Genomic DNA, 19,820 nt, shown 5'->3' with positions numbered 1-19,820 from the left:
TGTGTCCGGACCGCTTGTGGCGGCCCATTCGTTCCGTGTGTCCTGACCGCGGTGCAGCGGCCGAGGTGCATCAGTGCTCGAGGATCTTGGACAGGAAGTCCTGCGCCCTCGGGCTCTGCGGGTTTGTGAAGAACTCCTCGGGCGTCGCCTCTTCGACGATGGCGCCGTCGGCCATGAACAGCACTCGGTCCGCGGCCTTGCGGGCGAAGCCCATCTCATGCGTGACGACGATCATCGTCATGCCGTCCGCGGCCAGACCGATCATGACGTCGAGGACCTCGTTGATCATCTCGGGGTCCAGAGCGCTGGTCGGTTCGTCCATCAGGATCAGTTTCGGATCCATGGCGAGCGATCGGGCGATGGCCACGCGCTGCTGCTGACCGCCGGACAGCTGCGCCGGCATCTTCTTCGCCTGGTTCGCGACCCCGACCCGGTCAAGCAGCGCCATGGCCTTCTCCTCGGCCGCTTTGCGCGAGAGCTTGCGCACCTTGATCGGGCCGAGGGTGACGTTCTCGAGGACGCTCTTGTGTGCGAACAGGTTGAAGGACTGGAAGACCATGCCGACGTCCGCTCGCAGGTGTGCCAGCGCCGTGCCCTCTTCGGGCAGGGGGACGCCGTCGATCGCGATCTTGCCGGAGTCGATGGTCTCGAGTCGGTTGATCGCGCGGCACAGCGTGGATTTGCCCGACCCGGAGGGGCCGATGACCACGACGACCTGGCCCCGGTTGACCACGGTGTTGATGTCTTTGAGGACGTGAAGGTCGCCGAAGTGCTTGTCGACATGCTCGACGACCACGAGCGGTTCGCCACGGCGAACGTTGATGTTCGAGGTCCTCGGCGCCGCTGCGGGTGATTCCGGTGTCGCCATGATCCCCACACTATTGGCCGCGCGGGCCCGGACGTCGACACTCCGCGCGAGCTTTACCGGACTGTAACCGGACGCGCCCAGCTCACGCGGGCTCGCTGGAGCGCTGAGCGAAGGCGGTTTCGTAGAGGCAGACGCTGGCCGCGGTGGCCAGGTTCAACGATTCGGCGCGGCCGTAGATGGGCAGGCGCAGCGACAGATCGACCAGCGCGAGGGCGTCCTCGTCCAGGCCGCGTGCCTCGTTGCCGAACAGCCATGCGGTCGGCTCGGCCAACAGCGGGCGGGCGGCCACGAAGTCTCCGCCACCGACATCGGCTGCCACTACGCGCACCCCGGCCGCGCGGGCGCGCTCGACGGCGTTCACCAGGTCGACGCCGACGGCGACGGGGAGGTGGAACAGCGACCCGGTCGTGGCGCGCACCACCTTGGGGTTGTACGGGTCGACGGTGCGCCCGGTGAGGATCACCGCATCTGCGCCCGCGGCATCCGCTGCCCGGATGATCGTGCCCAGGTTGCCGGGATCACGCACCTCCTCGCAAATCGCGACGAGCCGAGGCGCGGCCGCGAAGATGTCGCGCAGGGAGGTCGGTGTCTGGCGGGCGACCGCGACGATGCCCTGCGGCGTGACCGTGTCCGCCATCGCGTCCAGGACGGCCTCGGTCGTGAACACCACCTCGACCCCGGAGTCGCGTGCGGAGTCACGCAGATCGCCGTGCCGCTCCAGAGCGGACGGCGTCGCGAACAGCTCCAGCACGGTTTCGGGGCGGTACGCGAGAGCCTCTCGGGCGGCCTGCGGACCCTCGAGCAGAAAGAGGCCCGTCTCCTGTCGCGCGCTGCGCTTGGTCAGCTTGGCCACGGCGCGAACGCGGGGCGAGCGCGGATTCTCGAGCACTAGTTCAGTGTAGGGCGACCGGAGCCGCGCCCGCGGCGCCCACCGGCCGTGACGGCGGCATGCGGATGCCGAAGCGGGCAGCACGCTCCGGACACGCGGAAGGGGCGCCCTCCCGAAGGAGGACGCCCCTGCATCGACTGCGGAGACTACGCCGACTTGGGCGCGTTCACGTCGCCCGGCAGCGCGGCCTTGGCGGTCGCGACGAGCGAGGCGAAAGTCGCCGGCTCGTGGACGGCGAGCTCGGCCAGCATGCGACGGTCGACCTGGACACCGGCGAGGCCGAGGCCCTGGATGAAGCGGTTGTACGTCATGCCGTTCGCGCGCGACGCGGCGTTGATGCGCTGGATCCACAGACGGCGGAAGTCGCCCTTGCGCTTGCGACGGTCACGGTACGCGTAGACCAGCGAGTGGGTGACCTGCTCCTTCGCCTTGCGGTACAGGCGCGAGCGCTGACCCCGGTAACCGGAGGCGCGCTCGAGGATGACGCGACGCTTCTTGTGGGCGTTGACAGCCCGCTTGACTCTAGCCATTTCTCATGTTCCTAACGTGATTCGGCGCGCTCAGCGACCGAGAAGCTTCTTGGCCATCTTGGTGTCCGACTTCGACAGGACCTGGTCCTGGTTGAGCCGACGCGTGCGCTTGCTCGCCTTGCCCTCAAGGTTGTGGCGCATGCCGGCCTGCTGCTTCATCAGCTTGCCGCTGCCAGTGATCTTGAAGCGCTTCTTGGCACCCGAGTGGGTCTTCTGCTTCGGCATCTCATCGTTCCTTTTGTTGGATGTCGCCCTGCTGGGCGTCGTTGTGCATCCCCGCAGGGCGGGAGTCTGGGGCGGCTACTCGGCGGGCGCCGAGGCCGATTCGTCGTCGGTGTCGCTGTCGGTGTCGTCGTCTTCGTCACCGGACGCCGAGTTGCGTGAGGCTTCCTTGTTGGCGACCCGCTGAGCGTTCTGCTCGGTCTTCAACTCGGACTTGTTCTTGTGCGGCGCGACCACCATGACCATGTTGCGTCCGTCGATCGTGGGGCTGGATTCGACCGTGCCGAACTCCGCGACGTCCTCGGCGAACTTGCGCAGCAGGCGCACGCCCTGCTCGGGACGAGACTGCTCGCGTCCGCGGAACAGGATCATCGCCTTCACCTTGTCGCCGCCCTTGAGGAAGCCCTCGGCGCGCTTGAGTTTGGTTATGTAGTCGTGGGCCTCGATCTTCAGACGGAACCGGACCTCTTTGAGGATGGTGTTGGCCTGATTGCGCCGGGCCTCCTTGGCCTTCTGCGCTGCTTCGTACTTGAACTTCCCGTAGTCCATGATCTTGACGACGGGCGGCTTCGAGTTGGGAGCCACCTCGACCAGGTCGAGATCGGCATCCTGCGCCAGACGCAAGGCAACCTCGATGCGTACGACGCCGACCTGCTCTCCGTTCGGGCCCACGAGGCGGACCTCGGGCACGCGGATGCGGTCATTGGTGCGGGGATCGCTGATGCGGAACTCCTCTTCGTGCGGATGTCAGCCACCGCGACACGGGATGCATCGCGGGCGGAAGAGAGACTCGATTCCACCCGCACGACGCGTGAGCGCCGGCTTCTGCACCCGGTATCCCCTGCACGGCGTTTCATTTCCGGTGTTGGGGGGCTACCCCGGCCGCAAGCGGACGGAGCGGAGTGCGTGACCCGGTAGCCTGGAGCGGCAAGCGCGGGTGGGATGTGAATCCTCTTTCGGTCCGAAGCATGTCGCTCCGGAGCCCGCCAAAGTCTAGCAGAGAGTGACACGTGAACACGATTCCGGCCCCCGACGACGACCTTGCAGCCGGAAAGGTGGCACAGGATGCCGAGCGCCAGGCGCGCTGGGAAGCGCAAGACCGAGCAGCTGCCGCCGCGACACGCGACATCGCAGACGTCCCCGCGGTAGAGGTGATCACCACCGCCGCGGTGCACCTGATGAGCGCCGCCGCGGTCAAGGTGGGTCTGGCCGACGATCCCTCGACGCAGACCGACCTCGATGAGGCCCGCAAGCTGATCAACGCCCTCGCGGGTCTCATCACCGCGGGAGCGCCGGAGATCAGCGACATGCACGCGCGCTCCCTCCGGGATGGGCTGCGCTCGCTTCAGCTCGCGTTCCGCGAGGCCTCGACGATCCCCGACCCCATCGGCAAGGGTCCGGGCGAGAAGTGGACCGGCCCGGTCAACTGATCGGGGATCGCCGAGCGGCCGAGCGCGCCGGCCGTGTCGAGCCGACGCGCTGAGGCCTCGTCGTGGGCGAGGACGATGATGCAGTCCCCCGCTTCGAACGCCCGTTGCTCCGACTTCAGCGGGTTCAGGTGCACGCCGTACGCCGCCGCGCTGGAATGCGCATCAGAGGCGACGCGGTATCCGATAGCCGTCTCGCCCCGCGCGGAGGCGGCCGAGGTGACGGTGTAGAAATCCACCGTCATCTCGGGAACGATGTAGAGTTCCGCGGGCCGCAGGTAGACCTCCACACCCGAGCTGGAGAACAGCTCGGCGAAGACCGCGACGAGGTGCTCGCTTTCGCTGATCTGCGAGAGCATGAGGCTGACCAGCCTGTCGCTGACGATGAAGTCGTCCGCCCGGGTGACCTCTGCCAACTCACGGTTCCTGTCATCGAGCATCTCGCTGACGATGTTGACGCTGATCGCCTGCTTGTCGGCGATGTCGCGCAGGTGCAGCAGGGTGACCAGCGTCCGCGCGTCCGCGGCCTGGATCCCCAGCTCTCGGTAGGCGAGAACGAGAATGTGGTCGAAGCTGACGATGTCCAGCGCATCCAGGACCGCGCGACTTGTCGAGTCCACGCTCTGGAACGACACCTCCACGCCAGCGGACACATGCAGTTGCGGTGCGGCGACGTCGGCCGCAATGCACACCGTCGATCCGGGCGCGACGTACGAGCCGAGTTCGTCCAGCATGGTCTGCATGCTCGAGTTGTAGCCCAGGATGAGCGTGTGCTCAGGACGAGCGGGGCTGGGCACGGCCAGGCGGACGGCGCTCTCCTCGGGCGTTCCCGGCTCGGACGGGCGGATCGTGCTGTCATCCTCGGCGATGACGATGAGCCGGTCGGCATCCTCCAGCAGGTAGTCAGCCGGTGGGTTCAGCTGCACCTGAGTGTCCCGCTGGACGCCCAGGAGCGTGGAGTCCGCGAAGCGCAACTGGGCATCGAAATAGGTGAGCCCCGCGAACTGCGGCGCGTCTGTGAAGTAGATCTCGTCGCCGGCGAAATCCAGCAGCTGGGTGTACACCGCGCTCAGCCCGCTCTGACGACATGTCTGCACCGTCATACGGCTGATCAGCTCCCCGGCGAGAAGCCAATGCGCCCGGCCGCGCCCGACCAGGCCCGCTGCTTCGAGATTGCGTGGATCCCGCAGCTCCGCGACGATGCGAGGGATGTCGCCGCCGGCGGTAGCGGCATGGCGGGTCAGCGCGAGAGCGATCTTGATCACTGCCGCATCCGGGTCCTCTTCCTCGTCCGAGGGGAGGATCACGACGCTCCGGGCCTCGCGGGGACTGGCGATTCTCAGGTCGAGCACCGACATGGGATCCCCTCGCCGGCAGATGATGGCTGTTCTGCCCGGGTGGGGGACGTGCACCCGGATCTCCTCTTCCATCTCGAGTTTGTCGCGATCGGCGAGGATGACGATGACGCTCCGCCGGCGTGACTCGTTCGCGACGCAGATCTCGGAGACGATCGGGAAGAGCTTGCCGGACCAGCCGAGGACCAGGGTGTGGCCCTCCTCGACGACGCGCGAGCGGCCCTTGCGCAGTGACGCCATCTTGTCGTCGAACGCGCCCGAGACGATCCCGATCAGACTCGCGACGATGATGAGTCCGCCGATGGTCACGATGAGCATGAGGATGCGAAAGCCCCAGCCCGCGTCCGCGCCCATCGTGCCGGGGTCGAGCGTCCGCATCAGGTTGCCCCAGACGACATCCCAGAAGTCACCTTCGTCGGCGCCGTCGGGGAACACGCGGAACACCATGACCAGCAGGGCGATGAGCAGCACGAACACGATCGTGGCGGCGCCGAGCAGCGCCATGATGGCGATCGTCCCCCGCGCCATCCAGTTGTCGAAGCGATACTGCAAGCGCGCGCGCACGCCTAGTGCGTCCATCTCGTCCCCCGTGTCCACGCTGACCCGCGGCGCACCACAACCCCCGGCACCCCCATGCGTGGGCCAACCCTAGCGTGCGCTTACCGACGGCTGCGCTGAACGACGCTCGTGGGCGAGGACGGCGGCAGCCCGGTCAGGAACCGATCCCCAGCGCTGCAGCCCCGCGGGCGACGGCGTCCACGGTGCGGCGGACCGCCGCCTCATCGGTGCCCCAGTTGCTGACCGCGAACCGCACGACGGCTCGTCCTTGCCACACCGAGGACGAAGCCCATACGGTGCCTTCCGCGCGCAGCCACTCCCCCAGGGCGAGCGTGTCTTCGTTGTCATGCGCCGCCAGGCACACCTGCGTGAACACGACGTCGTTGATCACCTCGAGTCCCGCGATCCCGCGGAAACCATCGGCGAGCGCAAGAGCGGCGTCGACGAGGCCATCCACGAGACCCGCGACGCCGCGAGTGCCCAGCGAGCGCAACGCAGCCCATACCGGCACGCCGCGCGCACGGCGGGACAACTCGGGGACGTGATCGTAGGGGTCGGCGATGCTCGCGACGGCGGGCAGGTAAGCCGCGTGCGCACCCAGCGACGCGCTCATCGCCGCTTCGTCGCGCACGATGGCCACGCCGCAGTCGTAGGGCACGTTCAGCGTCTTGTGGGCGTCCGTGGCCCAGGAGTCGGCGTCCTCGAACCCCGCCAGGAGCGGTCGGAAGCGCGGACTGGCCGCGGCCCAGAGTCCGAACGCACCGTCGATGTGCACCCACGCCCCGGCGGACTTGGCGGCCGCGACGGCGCGGGCGAAGTCATCGAACGCTCCGGAGTGGACATCGCCCGCCTGGAGCGCCACGATCGTGGGCCCCTCCGACTCGCCCAGCGCCGCCACCAGCCCGTCCACGTCGATGCGGCCTTGCGCGTCGGCGCCGACTGTGCGCGGCTCCCCGAGCCCGGCGATCCGTCCGGCGAGCATCACCGAGGTGTGCACGGCGTCTCCGGCGAGGAAGCGGATCGTCGGCGCGTGCTGGATGCCCCGCGACGCGTCGTGCCCGCGGGCGCGCAGGACGGAGTCTCTGGCCACCAGCAGGCACGAGGTGTTCGCACTGGTCGCTCCGGTGGCAAAGCCCACCCCACTCGCCGCGGGGAGCCCGAGCAGTTCGAGGAGCCAGCGTGCCGCGACCTCCTCGACTCCGGCGGTGCCCGGGGTGGGCTGGCGTGATCCGGTGTTCTGATCCCACGTCGAGACGAGCCAATCCGCAGCCAGCGCGGCCGGGTACGCGCCGCCGATCACGAACCCGTAGAAGCGCGGTGACCCCATGGCCATCAGCCCTGGGACTGCCCCCGCCGCCAACTCGTCGATGACGGCGGCCGCATCGAGCCCGGTCTCCTCGAGCGGGCGGTCCATCGCCGCGAGAACGCCGTCTGCGTCCAGTTCCGGGCGGATGGGGCGTTCCGCCACCGACTCCAGCCAGCTCAGGGCGTGCCGGTGTGCGGCGGACAGCGCGGCGCGGTACTCGGCCGGCGCACCCGTCTCAAGAGGGTCAGGCACGGTGGTGCGCGCACCGGGGCTTGCGGGCGCAGAGTTGTGCGGTTCCATGACCAGCATTGTGCGCCGCCGCACGCGCGCGCACCACCGGGTGGGCCGGCTGAGCGCCCGGACACTCTGCGGCGAAACGCTCGACGGCGCCCGTCGGCCGAGGCGGAGTCTGGATCAGAGGGAGCGGACGAGCTTGGCGGTCAGCGAGTCGACCAGGACTGCGATCCGGTCGTCGGCCGCCCATCGCGTGGCCAGCCGCGCCAGAACCGCGTCCAACTCGGCCCGATCGAGTCCGTGCATGAGCTCCAGGCGCACGATCAGCTCCGGCCCGCGCAGACGGGCCGTGGGATCGCCCGGCTCGACCGAGAGATCCAGCACCGCGAGCTCACCGCCGATGCTGCGCTGCAGGCCGGCGAAGACCTCGGGCGAGGCGAAACTGGGCTCCCACGGCACGCCCTGGGCGATCGCCCACACCGCGGGCCGCCGGAGCACGAACTCGGTGACCGACCCCGGATCGATGACGATCAGATCGGTGTCGTCGGCGGAGGCGGCCACCGCCGTACGTACGCCGTCCGCCGGGACCGGGCGCGCGCCGGCATCCCACCGGCCCATGGCGGCCATGGATGTGAACACCGGCAGCACTCGACGGCCATCGGGGGCCGCGACGGTGACGATCGACAATTCCTGGGTCTTGTCCACGGTCAGCCCGTGGGCACCGGTGCCCTCGTCACCGCGCTCGGCCACCAGCGGTATCAGCAGGCGCGCCGTACGATACGCGTCGATGACGGCGATCTGGTCGCCGGCGCCGTCGCGGAACGCCGTCAGTGCGGCCAGCAGCGCCTGATCGGCGGAGCCGTCGTCGCCCGCGTGCGGGTTGGGCTCGAACCGCCGCCCCTCCCACGGGACGCCCGCGGAGTCGGCCGGGTGGCCGTGCGGTTCAGCGTCCGGCGACATCCAGCGCCTCGGCGAGCGTGAAGGCACCCGCGTACAGGGCTTTGCCGACGATCGCACCTTCGACGCCGAGGGGCACCAGCTCCCGAAGTGCGGCGATGTCATCGAGGCTGGACACACCGCCGGAGGCGACGATCGGCTTCGGCGTGCGCGCCGTCATCTCCTGCAGCAGCTCGAGGTTGGGGCCCTTGAGGGTTCCGTCCTTGGTGACGTCTGTGACGACGTAGCGGCTGCACCCGGCCTCCTCGAGCCGTTCCAGAACGTCCCAGAGGTCTCCGCCCTCCTGCGTCCAGCCGCGCGCGGCGAGTGTCGTGCCGCGGACGTCCAGCCCCACGGCGATCACATCCCCGTACCGGCCGATGACATCGGCTGCCCACTCCGGGTTCTCCAGCGCGGCGGTGCCCAGATTGATCCGCGAGGCACCGCTTTCCAGAGCCGCGTCCAGACTGCGGTCGTCACGGATGCCGCCGGACAGTTCGACCTGCACGCCACGGACCTGCTTGATGACCTTGCGCATGATGGCGGCGTTGCTGCCCCGCCCGAACGCTGCATCCAGGTCGACCAGGTGGATCCACTGGGCACCCTGGCGCGCCCACGCCAGTGCCGCGTCCACCGGGTCGCCGTAGCTGGTCTCGGTACCCGCCTCGCCCTGAGTCAGGCGGACGGCCTTGCCGTCGGCGACATCGACTGCCGGCAGCAGGATCAACTCAGGCATAGACGCGAAATCGTTCATAGCTCCTCGTGCCTGACGACGCGAAGGCGTTGCGCTTTCGCAGATGGCACGAGTTCAGAGGTTAGTCCGGCCGAGCCCGTCGATCCAATTGGAGAGCAGACGGATGCCGGCCTCCCCCGATTTCTCGGGATGGAACTGCGTCGCGGACAGGGGTCCGTTCTCCACGGCGGCCAGGAAGGGCCCGCCGTGCGTGGACCACGTCAGTGCCGGCGGCGGGAACGGGGGCTGCACCTCCAGCGTCCACTGCTGCGCCGCGAAGGAGTGGACGAAATAGAACCGTTCGTCCTCGATGCCGCGGAACAGCCGCGACCCCTCCGCCGCCTGGACGGTGTTCCAGCCCATGTGCGGCAGCACGGGGGCATCCAGCTCGGTGATCACTCCGGGCCACTCACCGAGGCCTTCGGTGTCCACTCCCCGCTCGACTCCGCGCTCGAAGAGCACCTGCATGCCCACGCAGATTCCCAGGACGGGACGACCGCCGGCCAGCCGTCGGTCGATGATCTCGTCGCCGCGACTGTTTCGGAGCGCGTCCATCACGGCCCGGAATGCGCCCACCCCGGGCACGACCAGCCCGTGGGCGTCATCGATCAGGCCGCGGTCCGCGGTGAGCCGCGCATCTGCGCCGGCCGCGGCCAGCGCCTTCACCGCCGAGTGGACGTTCCCGGAGCCGTAATCCAGGACTGCCACCAGCGGCTTGCCGGTCACAGAGCGCCCTTCGTGCTCGGAACGCCCCGCACCTCCGGGTCCAGGGCCTTGGCCTGGCGGAACGCGCGCGCGAAGGCCTTGTACTCGGCTTCGGCGATGTGGTGCGGGTCGCGACCGGCCAGCACGGTGACGTGCACGGTGAGGGCTGCGTGGAAGGCGATCGCCTCGAACGTGTGGCGCACCAAGGCGCCGGTGAAGTGCCCGCCGATCAGGTGGTGCTCGAACCCGGCCGGTTCGCCGCTGTGCACGAGGTAGGGCCGGCCGCTGATGTCGACCACGGCCTGCGCGAGCGCCTCGTCCAGCGGGACGAGGGCATCCCCGTACCGCGAGATTCCGGACTTGTCCCCGAGGGCCTCGCGGATCGCCTGCCCCAGGACGATCGAGACGTCCTCCACGGTGTGGTGGGCGTCGATATCGGTGTCCCCGGAGGCACGGACGGTGAGGTCGGTGAGCGAGTGCTTCGCGAACGCGGTGAGCATGTGATCGAAGAACGGCACGGTGGTGTCGATGTGACTGCGGCCGGTGCCGTCGAGGTCCAGCTCCAGCTCGACGGTGGACTCGCTCGTGGACCGGCGCAGCGATGACGTGCGCGGAGTGGCAGGACGAGTCATGTGCCCGAGTCTATCGACGCGAGCGCATCCAGGAACGCGGTCGTCTCCTGCTCCGTGCCCGCGGTGACCCGCAGGTGGTGGGGGATCCCGATGTCTCGGACGAGGACGCCTCGGTCATACAGCGCACGCCACGTCGCCGAGGCGTCCGCCACTCCGCCGAACAGGACGAAGTTCGCCCAGGACTCGTACGGTTCGTAGCCGATCGCCTCGACGGTCGCTCCGATGCGGTCGCGCTGGGCGACGATCTCATCGACCATCTGCAGCATCGTCGGGGCGTGCCGGAGCGCTGCCGCCGCCGCCGCCTGGGTCAGCGAGCTCAGGTGATAGGGCAGCCGCACCAGGCGCAAGGCATCCACCAGCGCCGGGTCGGCGGCCATGTACCCCACGCGTGCCCCGGCGAACGCGAACGCCTTGCTCATGGTGCGCGACACGAGCAGCCGTTCCCGCCCCGGCAGCAGCGAGAGCGCCGAGCCGGCGTCGCGGGGAGCGAACTCCTGATACGCCTCGTCGACGACGACGATGCCGTCGGCGGCGTCGTACACCGCTTCGATGACCTCGAGGGTCATCGGGGTGCCGGTGGGATTGTTCGGCGCGCACAGGAATACGACGTCCGGGGCTGCCTCAGCGACCTGGAACGCCGCGCTCTCCGCATCGACGGAGAAATCGGCGGCACGCGAGCCGGCCACCCAGGTCGCGCCGGTCGCGCGGGTCAGCAGGGGGTACATCGAGTAGGTGGGGGCGAAGCCGAACGCGGTGCGTCCCGGTCCCCCGAAGGCCTGCAGCACCTGCTGAAGAACCTCGTTCGAACCGTTGGCCGCCCAGATCTGTTCGCGCGTCAGACCGTAGCCCAGGTAGTCCGCGAAGCCTTCGCGCAGCTCGGTGAACTCCCGGTCCGGGTAGCGGTTGACATCCCGCAGAGCTTGGGCGACGGCATCCAGGATGTCGTCGGCGACCTCCTGCGGCACCGGATGCGTGTTCTCGTTCACGTTCAGCGCGACGGGCAGAGGAGCCTGCGGAGCGCCGTACGGAGTCAGGCCGCGCAAATCGTCGCGGAGGGGAAGATCGTCGAGGCGGATGCTCACCTCTCCCATCGTAGGGGCCGCGCCGGAGCGCATCGCCCGGAGGGACCGGCGGGCGCGCCCGCGCGCTACGGGGCGGTGCTGTACTGGAGCGGGATGGACAGGCGCTGACCCGCGGAGACGGTGACCCCGTCGAGGGCGTTCAGTCGCGCGATCGCATCCACGACGTCGCGGGGGTCGGCGCTCGGCGCGACCTGCTCGGCGATGGACCAGAGCGATTCGCCCGAGGCCACCGTCAGCGTGGTGAACGTCCCGGCCGGCGCACCGGCGTCACGGCTGGCCAGAGCGCTGCCTCCGCTGAGGACCGCGAGGCTGAGTGCCACGACGGCCGGGAGCGCGGCGAGCGCCGCGAGACTGCGGCGACCACGCGGGGTGAGCCGCAGTCGCGTCTCACGATGCGCCGGGATGCTGATCGCTGTCATGTCGTCCTCCTGCTGAAAGGGAAGAGGTTCGCATCCCCGCCTCGGGCGGGAGCCGGGGATACGAATCTCTCTTCCGAAGATAACTTCGAACCATTAAGATGTCAATGGCCGGTCACGGCTGTGATATTCGAACGCGACACGCGCGTCGGCTGAAGTACGGCCATGCGCATACCGGATACGGTTTCGATAGGAAGACCCCACCACGGGCCTCCGACATTCGAAGACCGATGCCCCACGGCAAGACAGGAGCTGGGATCATGACCGAGGTGAACGGGCGCGAGAAGCCGCAGACGCGCAGGCGCAAGAGCCTGAGCGACAAGCAGCTCGCCATCCTCGAGGTCATCCAGCGATCGATCGCCCGGTACGGCTACCCGCCGAGCATGCGAGAGATCGGCGATGCGGTGGGCCTGAAGTCCCTCTCCAGCGTCACCCACCAGCTCAACCAGCTGGAACTGAGCGGGTACCTGCGACGCGATGCGGGCAAGACCCGCGCGATGGAGGTCCTGATCGACCTGCCCGGCACCTCGACCGAGAACCCCGCCGACAGTGCGCCCAGTGTCGGCGACGCGGCGATGGTGCCGCTGGTCGGCCGGATCGCGGCGGGCGTTCCGATCACCGCTGAGCAGCAGGTTGAAGAGATCTTCCCCCTTCCCCGCCAGCTCGTCGGCAAGGGCGATCTGTTCATGTTGCGGATCTCCGGCGAATCCATGATCGACGCGGCCATCTGCGACGGCGACTGGGTCGTGGTACGGGCACAGGCGGATGCCGAGAACGGCGACATCGTCGCGGCCATGCTCGACGGCGAGGCCACCGTCAAGACCTTCCGCCGCCGGGACGGACACACCTGGCTGCTCCCGCGCAACTCCGCATTCGAGCCGATCCTCGGCGATCAGGCCGTCGTGCTCGGCAAGATCGTGGCGGTGCTGCGCGCCGTCTGAGTCTCCGCCGACCCTGCACGCGGTGGGGCGGCGCGCCGATCGCATCTGCGCCACAATGGCCTCATCCGACGGAGGAGGCTTCATGCCCGCAACGGACGTCGACGATCTGCAGGCCCAGCTCGAGGCACTGCGCGCCGAGAACGAACGGCTTCGGCGGGAGAACCTCTCCGATGACGGAAGGTCGGGCCCGCAGCGCCGTGCCCCGCGGTGGCGGAGTGCGCTGTCCGCGGCGTGCATCGTCGTCGCCACGATCCTGATCCCGGTCTCCATCGTCAGCGCATGGGCGCGGATCCAGCTCGTGGAGGAGGATGCGTTCGTCGCCTCCCTGGCCCCGCTCGTGGACGATCCGGCCGTCCAGGGCCTGATCATCGACGAGTCGATGGAGGCGATCTCCGCTCAGGTCGACTTCCGCCAGATCACGGCGGACGTGTTCGACGGCGTCGTTGCACTCGGGCTGCCTCCGCGCGCCGCCGACGCCCTGCAGCTGCTGGAGGCGCCCGCGGCCAACGGCCTGCAGAGCCTGGTGACCACGACCGTCACGCGCGTCGTCGAGTCGGACGCGTTCTCGGAGGTCTGGGCCACGGCGACTCGCGGCGCCCACCGCGCACTGGTGGGCACGGCGACCTCCGACGGCGGAGGCCTCGTGATCCGGACGGACCAGGGCGTCGGCATCCAGCTCGGGGCGATCGTGGACCGCGTCAAGCAGAATCTCGTGGACCGCGGCCTGGGGGCGGCGGAACTGATCCCGACCGTCGATCGGGTGATCATCCTGGGCGACGGCGAGAACCTCGCGATGATCCGCACCGGCTACGCGGTGGCCACGGGTCTGGGCTACTGGCTCCCGGTCATCACGATCGGACTCTTCGCCCTCGGCACCGCGATCGCCCGTCGGCGCAGCACCGCCGTATTCGGCACCGGTTTGGGATTCGTCATCGGGGGCGGCTCGCTGGCCGCGGTGCTGACCATCGGGGCGACCGCGATGATCCCGGCGGCCGATTCACTCGGCCTGTCCCCCGACGCGCTGAATGTCATCTACGACCGGCTCGTCGGCGACATGACGCAGACGGCGCTCGTGCTGGTGCTCCTGGGCGTCGTCGTCGCGATACTCGGCTGGGCGATGGGCTCCTCCAGTCCCGCGCACGGACTCCGCCGCACCGTCCGGGGTCTGAACGCCTCCGCCCGGATCCAGCTGGCCGCGCGGGGCCTGAACACGGGCGCGTTCGGCACGTGGCTGGGCAGGCAGCGGATCCTGGTCCGGACGCTGGTGGCCGTGCTGGCGGTCATCTGGCTGTTCGCGCTCCGCCCGCTTTCCGCGGGCGATGTCGCGCTGGTGCTCGTCGTGTCCTTCGGGGCTGCCTGGATCCTCGAGCTGCTCCAGCGGCGTCCTGCCGAGCTGGATGCCCTCGCCGAGGCGGCGGACGCCGACGTCCTCGCCGAGCCGCGTGATGCGGTCGCGACCGATGCGGAGGCCCCCGCCGGCGCGGCGCCCGTCGACGCGGCGCCGTGACGCGGACTCGCATCCGCTGACGTGCCGGCGTCCCGCGGCTTCGGGTGGCGGCATCCGCCATGGCCAATACGGTGGAGGCATGAGCACAATCCTTCCCTTCGGTTCGTGGAACTCACCGCTTTCCGCCGCAGCCGTGACCGCCGCGACCCCGCGCATCGAGGGCGCCCGGTTCGTGGGCGAGGAGATCTGGTGGGGCGAGGGGGTCCCCGAGGAAGGGGGCCGGACCACCGTGCGTCGGCGTGACGCCCAGGGCGCGGTGAGCGTCATGCTGCCGCTGCCGTGGAGCGCGCGCTCCCGTGTGCACGAGTACGGCGGCGGTGCGTGGACGACCACCGACGACGGCGTCCTGCTCTTCGTGGAGAAGTCGGATCAGCGCGTGTGGGCGCTCGCGCCCGGGCAGGAGCCACGTGCACTCACCCCCGCCGACCCGGGCATGCGATTCGGCGCCCTCACCTGGCAGCAGGGGCAGCTCCTCGGGATCCGCGAGGTCGACGAGGAGGAAACGGCGCCGCAGCGATCCATCGTCCGCATCGCGCTGGACGGGTCCGGTGTGACCTGCCTGGTCGCGGGCAGCGACTTCGTCGCGCATCCTGCCCTGTCTCCGAGCGGACTCCGCCTGGCCTGGATCGCGTGGAATCACCCCGACATGCCGTGGGATCGCGCCGAGCTGCGGGTCGGGCGGCTGGCGGACGGGGTGGTCTCGGAGTGGACCACCGTGGCGGGCGGCAGCTCATCGCCGCTGCAGCCGCTTTGGATCGACGAGGACGATCTGGTCTACGCCGACGACACCAGCGGCCGCTGGAATCTCTGGCACCGGCACCTGTCGGCATCGGTGGGAGCGCAGTCGATCGCTCCGGCGGATGCCGACACCGGGGGTCCACTCTGGGTTCTGGGCAGCCGGTGGTTCGCCCGGCTGGAGGACGGACGGCTGGTCGCAGTGCGAACGAACGGCGATGACGAACTGGTGCTGATCGGCCCGGACGGCACCGCGGCGCCGTTCGGCGTGCCGCTGAGCTCCGAGGTGCTGATCGAGGACGTGCGAGGCACGCACCTGCTGGTCTCGGGTGCGGGACCCACCTCCCCCGCAGGGCTCTGGCTCCTGGACGCGGACCGCCTCGAGGACGGGGTCCTGATCCGCGGCGGAAGCGCGCCATGGGGGCCGGAATGGATGCCGCGGCCTCGCGCCGTGAGCTTCGAGGGTCCGCGGGGCGCCGTGCACGCCTTCGACTACCCCCCGACGCATCCGGACGCGACCGGACCGGACGGCGAGCATCCGCCGTACCTGCTGTACGTGCACGGCGGACCGACCAGCCATCGCGGCGGCTCGGCGTCCGGCCGGATCGCGTACTTCACCAGCCGAGGGATCGGCGTTCTGGATGTGAACTACGGCGGCTCCAGCGGCTACGGCCGGGCCTACCGCGAGCGCCTGCGCGGACAGTGGGGGGTGGTCGATGTCCAGGACGTCGCTGCGGCCGCGGCCGGACTGGCCGCCGCCGGAGCCGCAGACCCGGAGCGGATCACCATCGCCGGAGGATCGGCGGGCGGATGGACCGTACTGGCCGCGCTCGTGCAGACGGACGTCTTCGCTGCAGGCATCTCGCGCTACGGCGTCGGCGATGCCCGCGCGCTGGCGCTGGACACCCACGACTTCGAAGCGCGCTACCTGGACGGGCTCATCGGCCCGCTCCCGGAGGCCGAGCACGTGTACCTGGAGAGGTCACCGCTGTCGCATCCGGACCGGTTCCGAGTGCCCCTGCTGCTGCTGCAGGGCGCCGAGGACCCGGTGGTTCCGCCGGCGCAGTCCGAGGCGATCCGGGACGCACTCGCCGCCCGCGGTATCCCGCACGCGTATGTCGTGTACGAGGGAGAGGGCCACGGGTTCCGGCGCGCCGAGAACGTCGTGAACGCGCTGGAGACCGAACTGGCCTTCTTGGGTGCGGTGTTCGGCTTCGCCACGCCGGGGGTGGCGCCGCTGGAACTCAGCCGAGGCGCCTAGCGGGTCGACACGTCGGCTCGCCGGCACGGAAGGCGCCGCGCGGTCGCACTCCGTGCACGCGGATCTCGTCGCTCTGCCAGATGATGCGACAGGGTGCCGCCATGTCAACTCCCGGCGCGGCGCGGGGTGGCCGATGTGCGCACCCTCACCGAGCACGTGTTCACCCTCATCGCCACGGGTGATCCCGCGGGGCTGGCCGAGGCGATGCATCCGGTCACAGCGCGCGAGCTGCCCGCCGAGACCATCGCGGATACGTGGCGCAGCGTGCTCGGTGAGATCGGAGCACTTCACACCTTCCGCGACACCCGCGTGGAGCTTCCCGGTGGTGACGACGTGCTCACTGACGACGACACCGCTCAGACCGCGAACGGTGCGAGTTCAGCTGCCAGACGCTCCGAGACGTGCGCGTGCAATGCCGTGCCGCCCGCCTCATGCGTCTGCGACACGATGTGCCCGGACTGGTGCGCGGCCGAGACGAGGTCGCCGCGGTCGTAGGGCACCAGCGCGCGGACCTCGACGGCCGGCAGCGGAAGGGCCGCCTCGATGGCCGCACGCAGCTCGCCCATGCCCTCCCCCGTGCGGGACGAGGCGAACAGCGCGCGGGGTTCGAGCCCGCGCAGCAGCATGCGGGTGTCATCGTCGACGAGGTCGGCCTTGTTGAACACCACGATCTCGGTGATCTCCCGTGCACCCACGTCGCCGATCACATCTCGGACGGTCTGCAGTTGGGCGGCCGGATCCGGGTGCGCGGCATCCACGACGTGCACGATGACGTCGGCGTCGCCGACCTCCTCCAGCGTTGATCGGAACGCCTCGACCAGCTGATGCGGCAGGTTGCGCACGAACCCGACGGTGTCGGTCAGCGTGTAGACGCGGCCGTCCGAGGCCTCAGCGCGACGGACGGTGGCATCCAGCGTCGCGAACAGCGCGTTCTCCACCAGGACGCCCGCGCTGGTCAGCCGGTTCAGCAGACTCGACTTGCCGGCGTTGGTGTATCCGGCGATCGCGACCGACGGAATCGTGTTCCGCCTGCGCTCGGCACGCTTGGCATCGCGCGCCGGGGCGAAATCGCGGATCTGACGGCGCAGCAGCGCCATCTTCGTGCGGATGCGGCGGCGATCGAGCTCGATCTTCGTCTCACCCGGACCACGCGAGCCCATCCCCGCGCCGCCGGCGCCGACCTGGCCACCGGCCTGGCGGCTCATGGAGTCACCCCAGCCGCGCAGGCGCGGCAGGAGGTATTCGAGCTGGGCGAGTTCGACCTGCGCCTTGCCTTCGCGGCTCTTGGCGTGCTGGCTGAAGATATCCAGGATGACGGTCGTCCTGTCGATGACCTTCACCTTGACGACATCCTCCAGCGCGCGCCGCTGGCTGGGTGCGAGCTCGGTGTCCGCGATGACGGTGTCCGCACCGAGCGCGGCGACCAGGTCGCGCAGCTCCTGCGCCTTGCCGCTACCGAGGTACGTCGCCGGGTCCGGATGCGGTCGCCGCTGCAGCACCGCGTCGAGCACGACCGCGCCGGCGGTTTCGGCGAGGGCGGCGAGCTCGCGCAGCGAATTCTCGGCATCCTCCTGCTCGCCCTGGGGGTGCACGCCGACGATCACGACGTTCTCCAGTCGCAGCTGCCGGTATTCGACTTCGCTGACGTCTTCGAGCTCGGTGGACAGGCCGGGGACTCGCCGCAGGGCGGCACGTTCCTCGCGATCCCACTGCTCGCCATCGGTGTCGGTGCGCGAGAAAGCCGCCTCGTCCTGAAGCGCCTGCGCAGCACCGAACACGCGGACACCCGAATGCGCGTCGGCGCGCTGGAGCACGCGAGCCACCGGGTCCACCGGCGTTTCGTCGGTGCTCATCGGGGTTGTCGTATCGGTCATCTGTTCCTTCCGGGATTGCCGTAAACTCTAGCTCCCCACCGGGGAACTCCTCCGCTACGCTCTCAGGATGGGGGAGGACCACTATTTCAGCGCGTCGCCCGCCAGTGCCGAGAAACTTCGTCGCGTTCGGGTGACCCTCGCCGGTTCCGAGGTCGAGGTGATCACCGCTGGCGGCGTGTTCAGTCCCGACCACATCGACACCGGCACCGCCGTCCTGCTCGCCAACACGCCTCCCCCGCCGCGCGGCGGGCACCTGCTGGATCTTGGATGCGGGTGGGGCCCGATCGCACTGTCACTGGCGATGGATTCCCCGCATTCCACGATCTGGGCCGTGGATGTCAATGAGCGTGCTCTTGACCTCGCGCAGCGCAACGCCGATGCTCTCGGCCTTGTCAATGTCAACGTCGCGCACCCCGACGATGTTCCCGACGACGTGACCTTCCGCACGATCCGCTCGAACCCGCCCATCCGTGTCGGCAAGAACGAGCTGCACGGGCTCCTGGAGCGTTGGATCCCACGCCTCGACGAGCGGTCGGACGCGTGGCTGGTGGTACAGCGCAACCTCGGCTCGGATTCGCTTCAGCGCTGGCTGGCTGCGACATTCACCCGGGGGTTCAGCGTGCACCGCGCCGCGACGGCACGAGGCTTCCGCGTCCTGAAGGTGCGCCGTCACGGAACGCCCGAGACCGGCGCGATCACCCTGCCGTGAAGCGGTCGCCCGCTCAGGCGAGTGTGATCTCGCCGGAGTAGACGAGGGTCGCCGGTCCGGACAGCAGGACGTGCAGGTCGCCGCGGACCCGCACCATCCGCACGCCCAGCGTGCCCCCCGGGACATCGACGCTCCAGCGATCGGGCGCTGCCTCGCCGGCCCAGTGCCGCACGGCCAGCGCGGCGGCGGCCACGCCGGTACCGCAGCTGAGGGTCTCCCCGACGCCGCGTTCGAACACCCGCATCCGGATCGAACCGACCCCTTCGCTGACCAGCGGATCGCTGGGGACGACGAACTCGATGTTGGCCCCGTGCCGCGGCTCCGGCTGCAGTTGCGGGCCGGCAGACAGATCCAGAGCGTCCAGCTCGTCCGTGTTGGACAGGGCGACCACGACATGCGGGTTGCCGACGTCGATGCCCTGACCCGGACGCGGCACGCCGAGTCCGCGCGCGCGGACCAAGACCTCCTCCGGCTCCACTCGCCATGGACCCAGGTCTGCCTCGAAGCCGAGCTCGCTGCGCGTGACGCTCTTCACGCCGGCGCGCGTGCCGATCAGCAGCGGCGTGCCATTCAGCGCGGCCCAGCCGGCGTCGGCGAGATAGCGAGCGAACACGCGGATGCCGTTGCCGCACATCTCGGCTTTCGAGCCGTCCGCGTTGCGGTAGTCCATGAACCATTCCGCGCCCGCCGCCGCGGCATCCGCGCCCTCGTCGATCGCCGCCGAGCGCACGACGCGAAGGATTCCGTCTGCGCCGATGCCGAAGCGTCGGTCGCACAGCACCGCCACCTGCTCGTCGCTGAGGTCAAGCGCCCCGTCGGGGTCGGGAATCACGACGAAGTCGTTGCCGGTGCCGTGACCTTTCGTGAAGGGAACGGTCTGCGGCATCCGTCCAGCATACG

Annotated in this window: 20 protein-coding genes; 5 read left to right on the top strand and 15 right to left on the bottom strand. The window is 69.6% G+C overall.

Going from position 1 to position 19,820, the window contains the following annotated elements:
- Positions 1–70: 70 nt before the first annotated feature.
- From NQ152_RS15280 to infC, 5 genes are all read right to left on the bottom strand, one after another.
- On the bottom strand, positions 71–868 hold the full coding sequence (locus tag NQ152_RS15280; RefSeq protein ID WP_257524584.1) for an amino acid ABC transporter ATP-binding protein: 798 nt from the start codon (positions 866–868) through the stop codon (positions 71–73).
- Between the two features lie 82 nt (positions 869–950).
- Complete coding sequence (locus NQ152_RS15275; protein WP_257502665.1) at positions 951–1,757, bottom strand: RNA methyltransferase; 807 nt, start codon at positions 1,755–1,757, stop codon at positions 951–953.
- A gap of 146 nt (positions 1,758–1,903) precedes the next feature.
- On the bottom strand, positions 1,904–2,287 hold the full coding sequence (rplT, locus tag NQ152_RS15270; RefSeq protein WP_257502666.1) for a 50S ribosomal protein L20: 384 nt from the start codon (positions 2,285–2,287) through the stop codon (positions 1,904–1,906).
- 30 nt (positions 2,288–2,317) lie between these two features.
- On the bottom strand, positions 2,318–2,512 hold the full coding sequence (gene rpmI / locus NQ152_RS15265; protein WP_257502667.1) for a 50S ribosomal protein L35: 195 nt from the start codon (positions 2,510–2,512) through the stop codon (positions 2,318–2,320).
- A gap of 75 nt (positions 2,513–2,587) precedes the next feature.
- Complete coding sequence (gene infC / locus NQ152_RS15260; RefSeq protein WP_257502965.1) at positions 2,588–3,232, bottom strand: translation initiation factor IF-3; 645 nt, start codon at positions 3,230–3,232, stop codon at positions 2,588–2,590.
- A 287-nt stretch (positions 3,233–3,519) separates the two neighbouring features.
- On the opposite strand from infC, the gene NQ152_RS15255 reads away from it, so the two are divergent.
- Positions 3,520–3,939, top strand: coding sequence for a DUF1844 domain-containing protein (locus NQ152_RS15255; protein ID WP_374113600.1), 420 nt, complete (start codon positions 3,520–3,522; stop codon positions 3,937–3,939).
- Here the strand turns inward: NQ152_RS15255 and NQ152_RS15250 are convergent.
- The 8 genes from NQ152_RS15250 to NQ152_RS15215 all read right to left on the bottom strand — a co-directional run bounded on the left by NQ152_RS15250 (position 3,855) and on the right by NQ152_RS15215 (position 11,896).
- Entirely contained in the window at positions 3,855–5,870 is a 2,016-nt protein-coding gene (locus tag NQ152_RS15250) for a hypothetical protein (RefSeq protein ID WP_257524583.1), read from the bottom strand. The genes NQ152_RS15255 and NQ152_RS15250 overlap by 85 nt on opposite strands.
- A 133-nt stretch (positions 5,871–6,003) precedes the next feature.
- A complete protein-coding gene (locus NQ152_RS15245; protein WP_257524582.1) occupies positions 6,004–7,455 on the bottom strand; it encodes a pyridoxal-dependent decarboxylase in 1,452 nt (483 codons plus the stop codon).
- A gap of 114 nt (positions 7,456–7,569) precedes the next feature.
- Entirely contained in the window at positions 7,570–8,349 is a 780-nt protein-coding gene (locus tag NQ152_RS15240) for an SseB family protein (RefSeq protein WP_257524581.1), read from the bottom strand.
- Complete coding sequence (gene priA, locus NQ152_RS15235; RefSeq protein WP_257502670.1) at positions 8,333–9,079, bottom strand: bifunctional 1-(5-phosphoribosyl)-5-((5-phosphoribosylamino)methylideneamino)imidazole-4-carboxamide isomerase/phosphoribosylanthranilate isomerase PriA; 747 nt, start codon at positions 9,077–9,079, stop codon at positions 8,333–8,335. Before priA ends, NQ152_RS15240 begins: the two co-directional genes overlap by 17 nt.
- A 54-nt stretch (positions 9,080–9,133) precedes the next feature.
- Positions 9,134–9,784, bottom strand: a complete 651-nt coding sequence (gene hisH / locus NQ152_RS15230; protein WP_257524580.1) for an imidazole glycerol phosphate synthase subunit HisH — start codon at positions 9,782–9,784, stop codon at positions 9,134–9,136.
- Positions 9,781–10,395 (bottom strand): imidazoleglycerol-phosphate dehydratase HisB, encoded by a 615-nt coding sequence (gene hisB, locus NQ152_RS15225; protein ID WP_257502673.1) that lies wholly within the window; start codon positions 10,393–10,395, stop codon positions 9,781–9,783. Before hisB ends, hisH begins: the two co-directional genes overlap by 4 nt.
- Positions 10,392–11,486, bottom strand: a complete 1,095-nt coding sequence (locus tag NQ152_RS15220; protein ID WP_257502674.1) for a histidinol-phosphate transaminase — start codon at positions 11,484–11,486, stop codon at positions 10,392–10,394. The genes hisB and NQ152_RS15220 overlap by 4 nt, the downstream gene beginning before the upstream one ends.
- Before the next feature lie 56 nt (positions 11,487–11,542).
- Positions 11,543–11,896, bottom strand: coding sequence for a LysM peptidoglycan-binding domain-containing protein (locus NQ152_RS15215; RefSeq protein ID WP_257524579.1), 354 nt, complete (start codon positions 11,894–11,896; stop codon positions 11,543–11,545).
- Between the two features lie 257 nt (positions 11,897–12,153).
- On the opposite strand from NQ152_RS15215, the gene lexA reads away from it, so the two are divergent.
- From lexA to NQ152_RS15200, 3 genes are all read left to right on the top strand, one after another.
- A complete protein-coding gene (lexA, locus tag NQ152_RS15210) occupies positions 12,154–12,834 on the top strand; it encodes a transcriptional repressor LexA (RefSeq protein WP_257502676.1) in 681 nt (226 codons plus the stop codon).
- Between the two features lie 82 nt (positions 12,835–12,916).
- Complete coding sequence (locus NQ152_RS15205) at positions 12,917–14,341, top strand: hypothetical protein (protein ID WP_257524578.1); 1,425 nt, start codon at positions 12,917–12,919, stop codon at positions 14,339–14,341.
- Between the two features lie 79 nt (positions 14,342–14,420).
- Positions 14,421–16,337, top strand: a complete 1,917-nt coding sequence (locus NQ152_RS15200; RefSeq protein WP_257524577.1) for a prolyl oligopeptidase family serine peptidase — start codon at positions 14,421–14,423, stop codon at positions 16,335–16,337.
- A 356-nt stretch (positions 16,338–16,693) separates the two neighbouring features.
- Here the strand turns inward: NQ152_RS15200 and hflX are convergent, their stop codons facing one another.
- Entirely contained in the window at positions 16,694–18,022 is a 1,329-nt protein-coding gene (hflX, locus tag NQ152_RS15195) for a GTPase HflX (protein WP_374113601.1), read from the bottom strand.
- 256 nt (positions 18,023–18,278) lie between these two features.
- On the opposite strand from hflX, the gene NQ152_RS15190 reads away from it, so the two are divergent.
- Positions 18,279–18,920: a class I SAM-dependent methyltransferase gene (locus tag NQ152_RS15190; protein WP_257524575.1), complete on the top strand. Its 642-nt coding sequence runs from the start codon at positions 18,279–18,281 to the stop codon at positions 18,918–18,920.
- Positions 18,921–18,933: 13 nt separating this feature from the next.
- Here NQ152_RS15190 and dapF read toward each other — a convergent pair whose 3' ends face one another.
- The gene (gene dapF / locus NQ152_RS15185) at positions 18,934–19,806 is read right to left on the bottom strand and encodes a diaminopimelate epimerase (protein WP_257502681.1); all 873 of its coding nucleotides are present in this window, start codon (positions 19,804–19,806) and stop codon (positions 18,934–18,936) included.
- Between the last annotated feature and the right edge of the window lie 14 nt (positions 19,807–19,820).

Origin of the sequence: Microbacterium sp. zg.B48 (assembly GCF_024623505.1) — a bacterium.
Taxonomy (GTDB): Bacteria; Actinomycetota; Actinomycetes; order Actinomycetales; family Microbacteriaceae; genus Microbacterium.
This window is presented reverse-complemented; position numbering and strand designations above follow the sequence as displayed.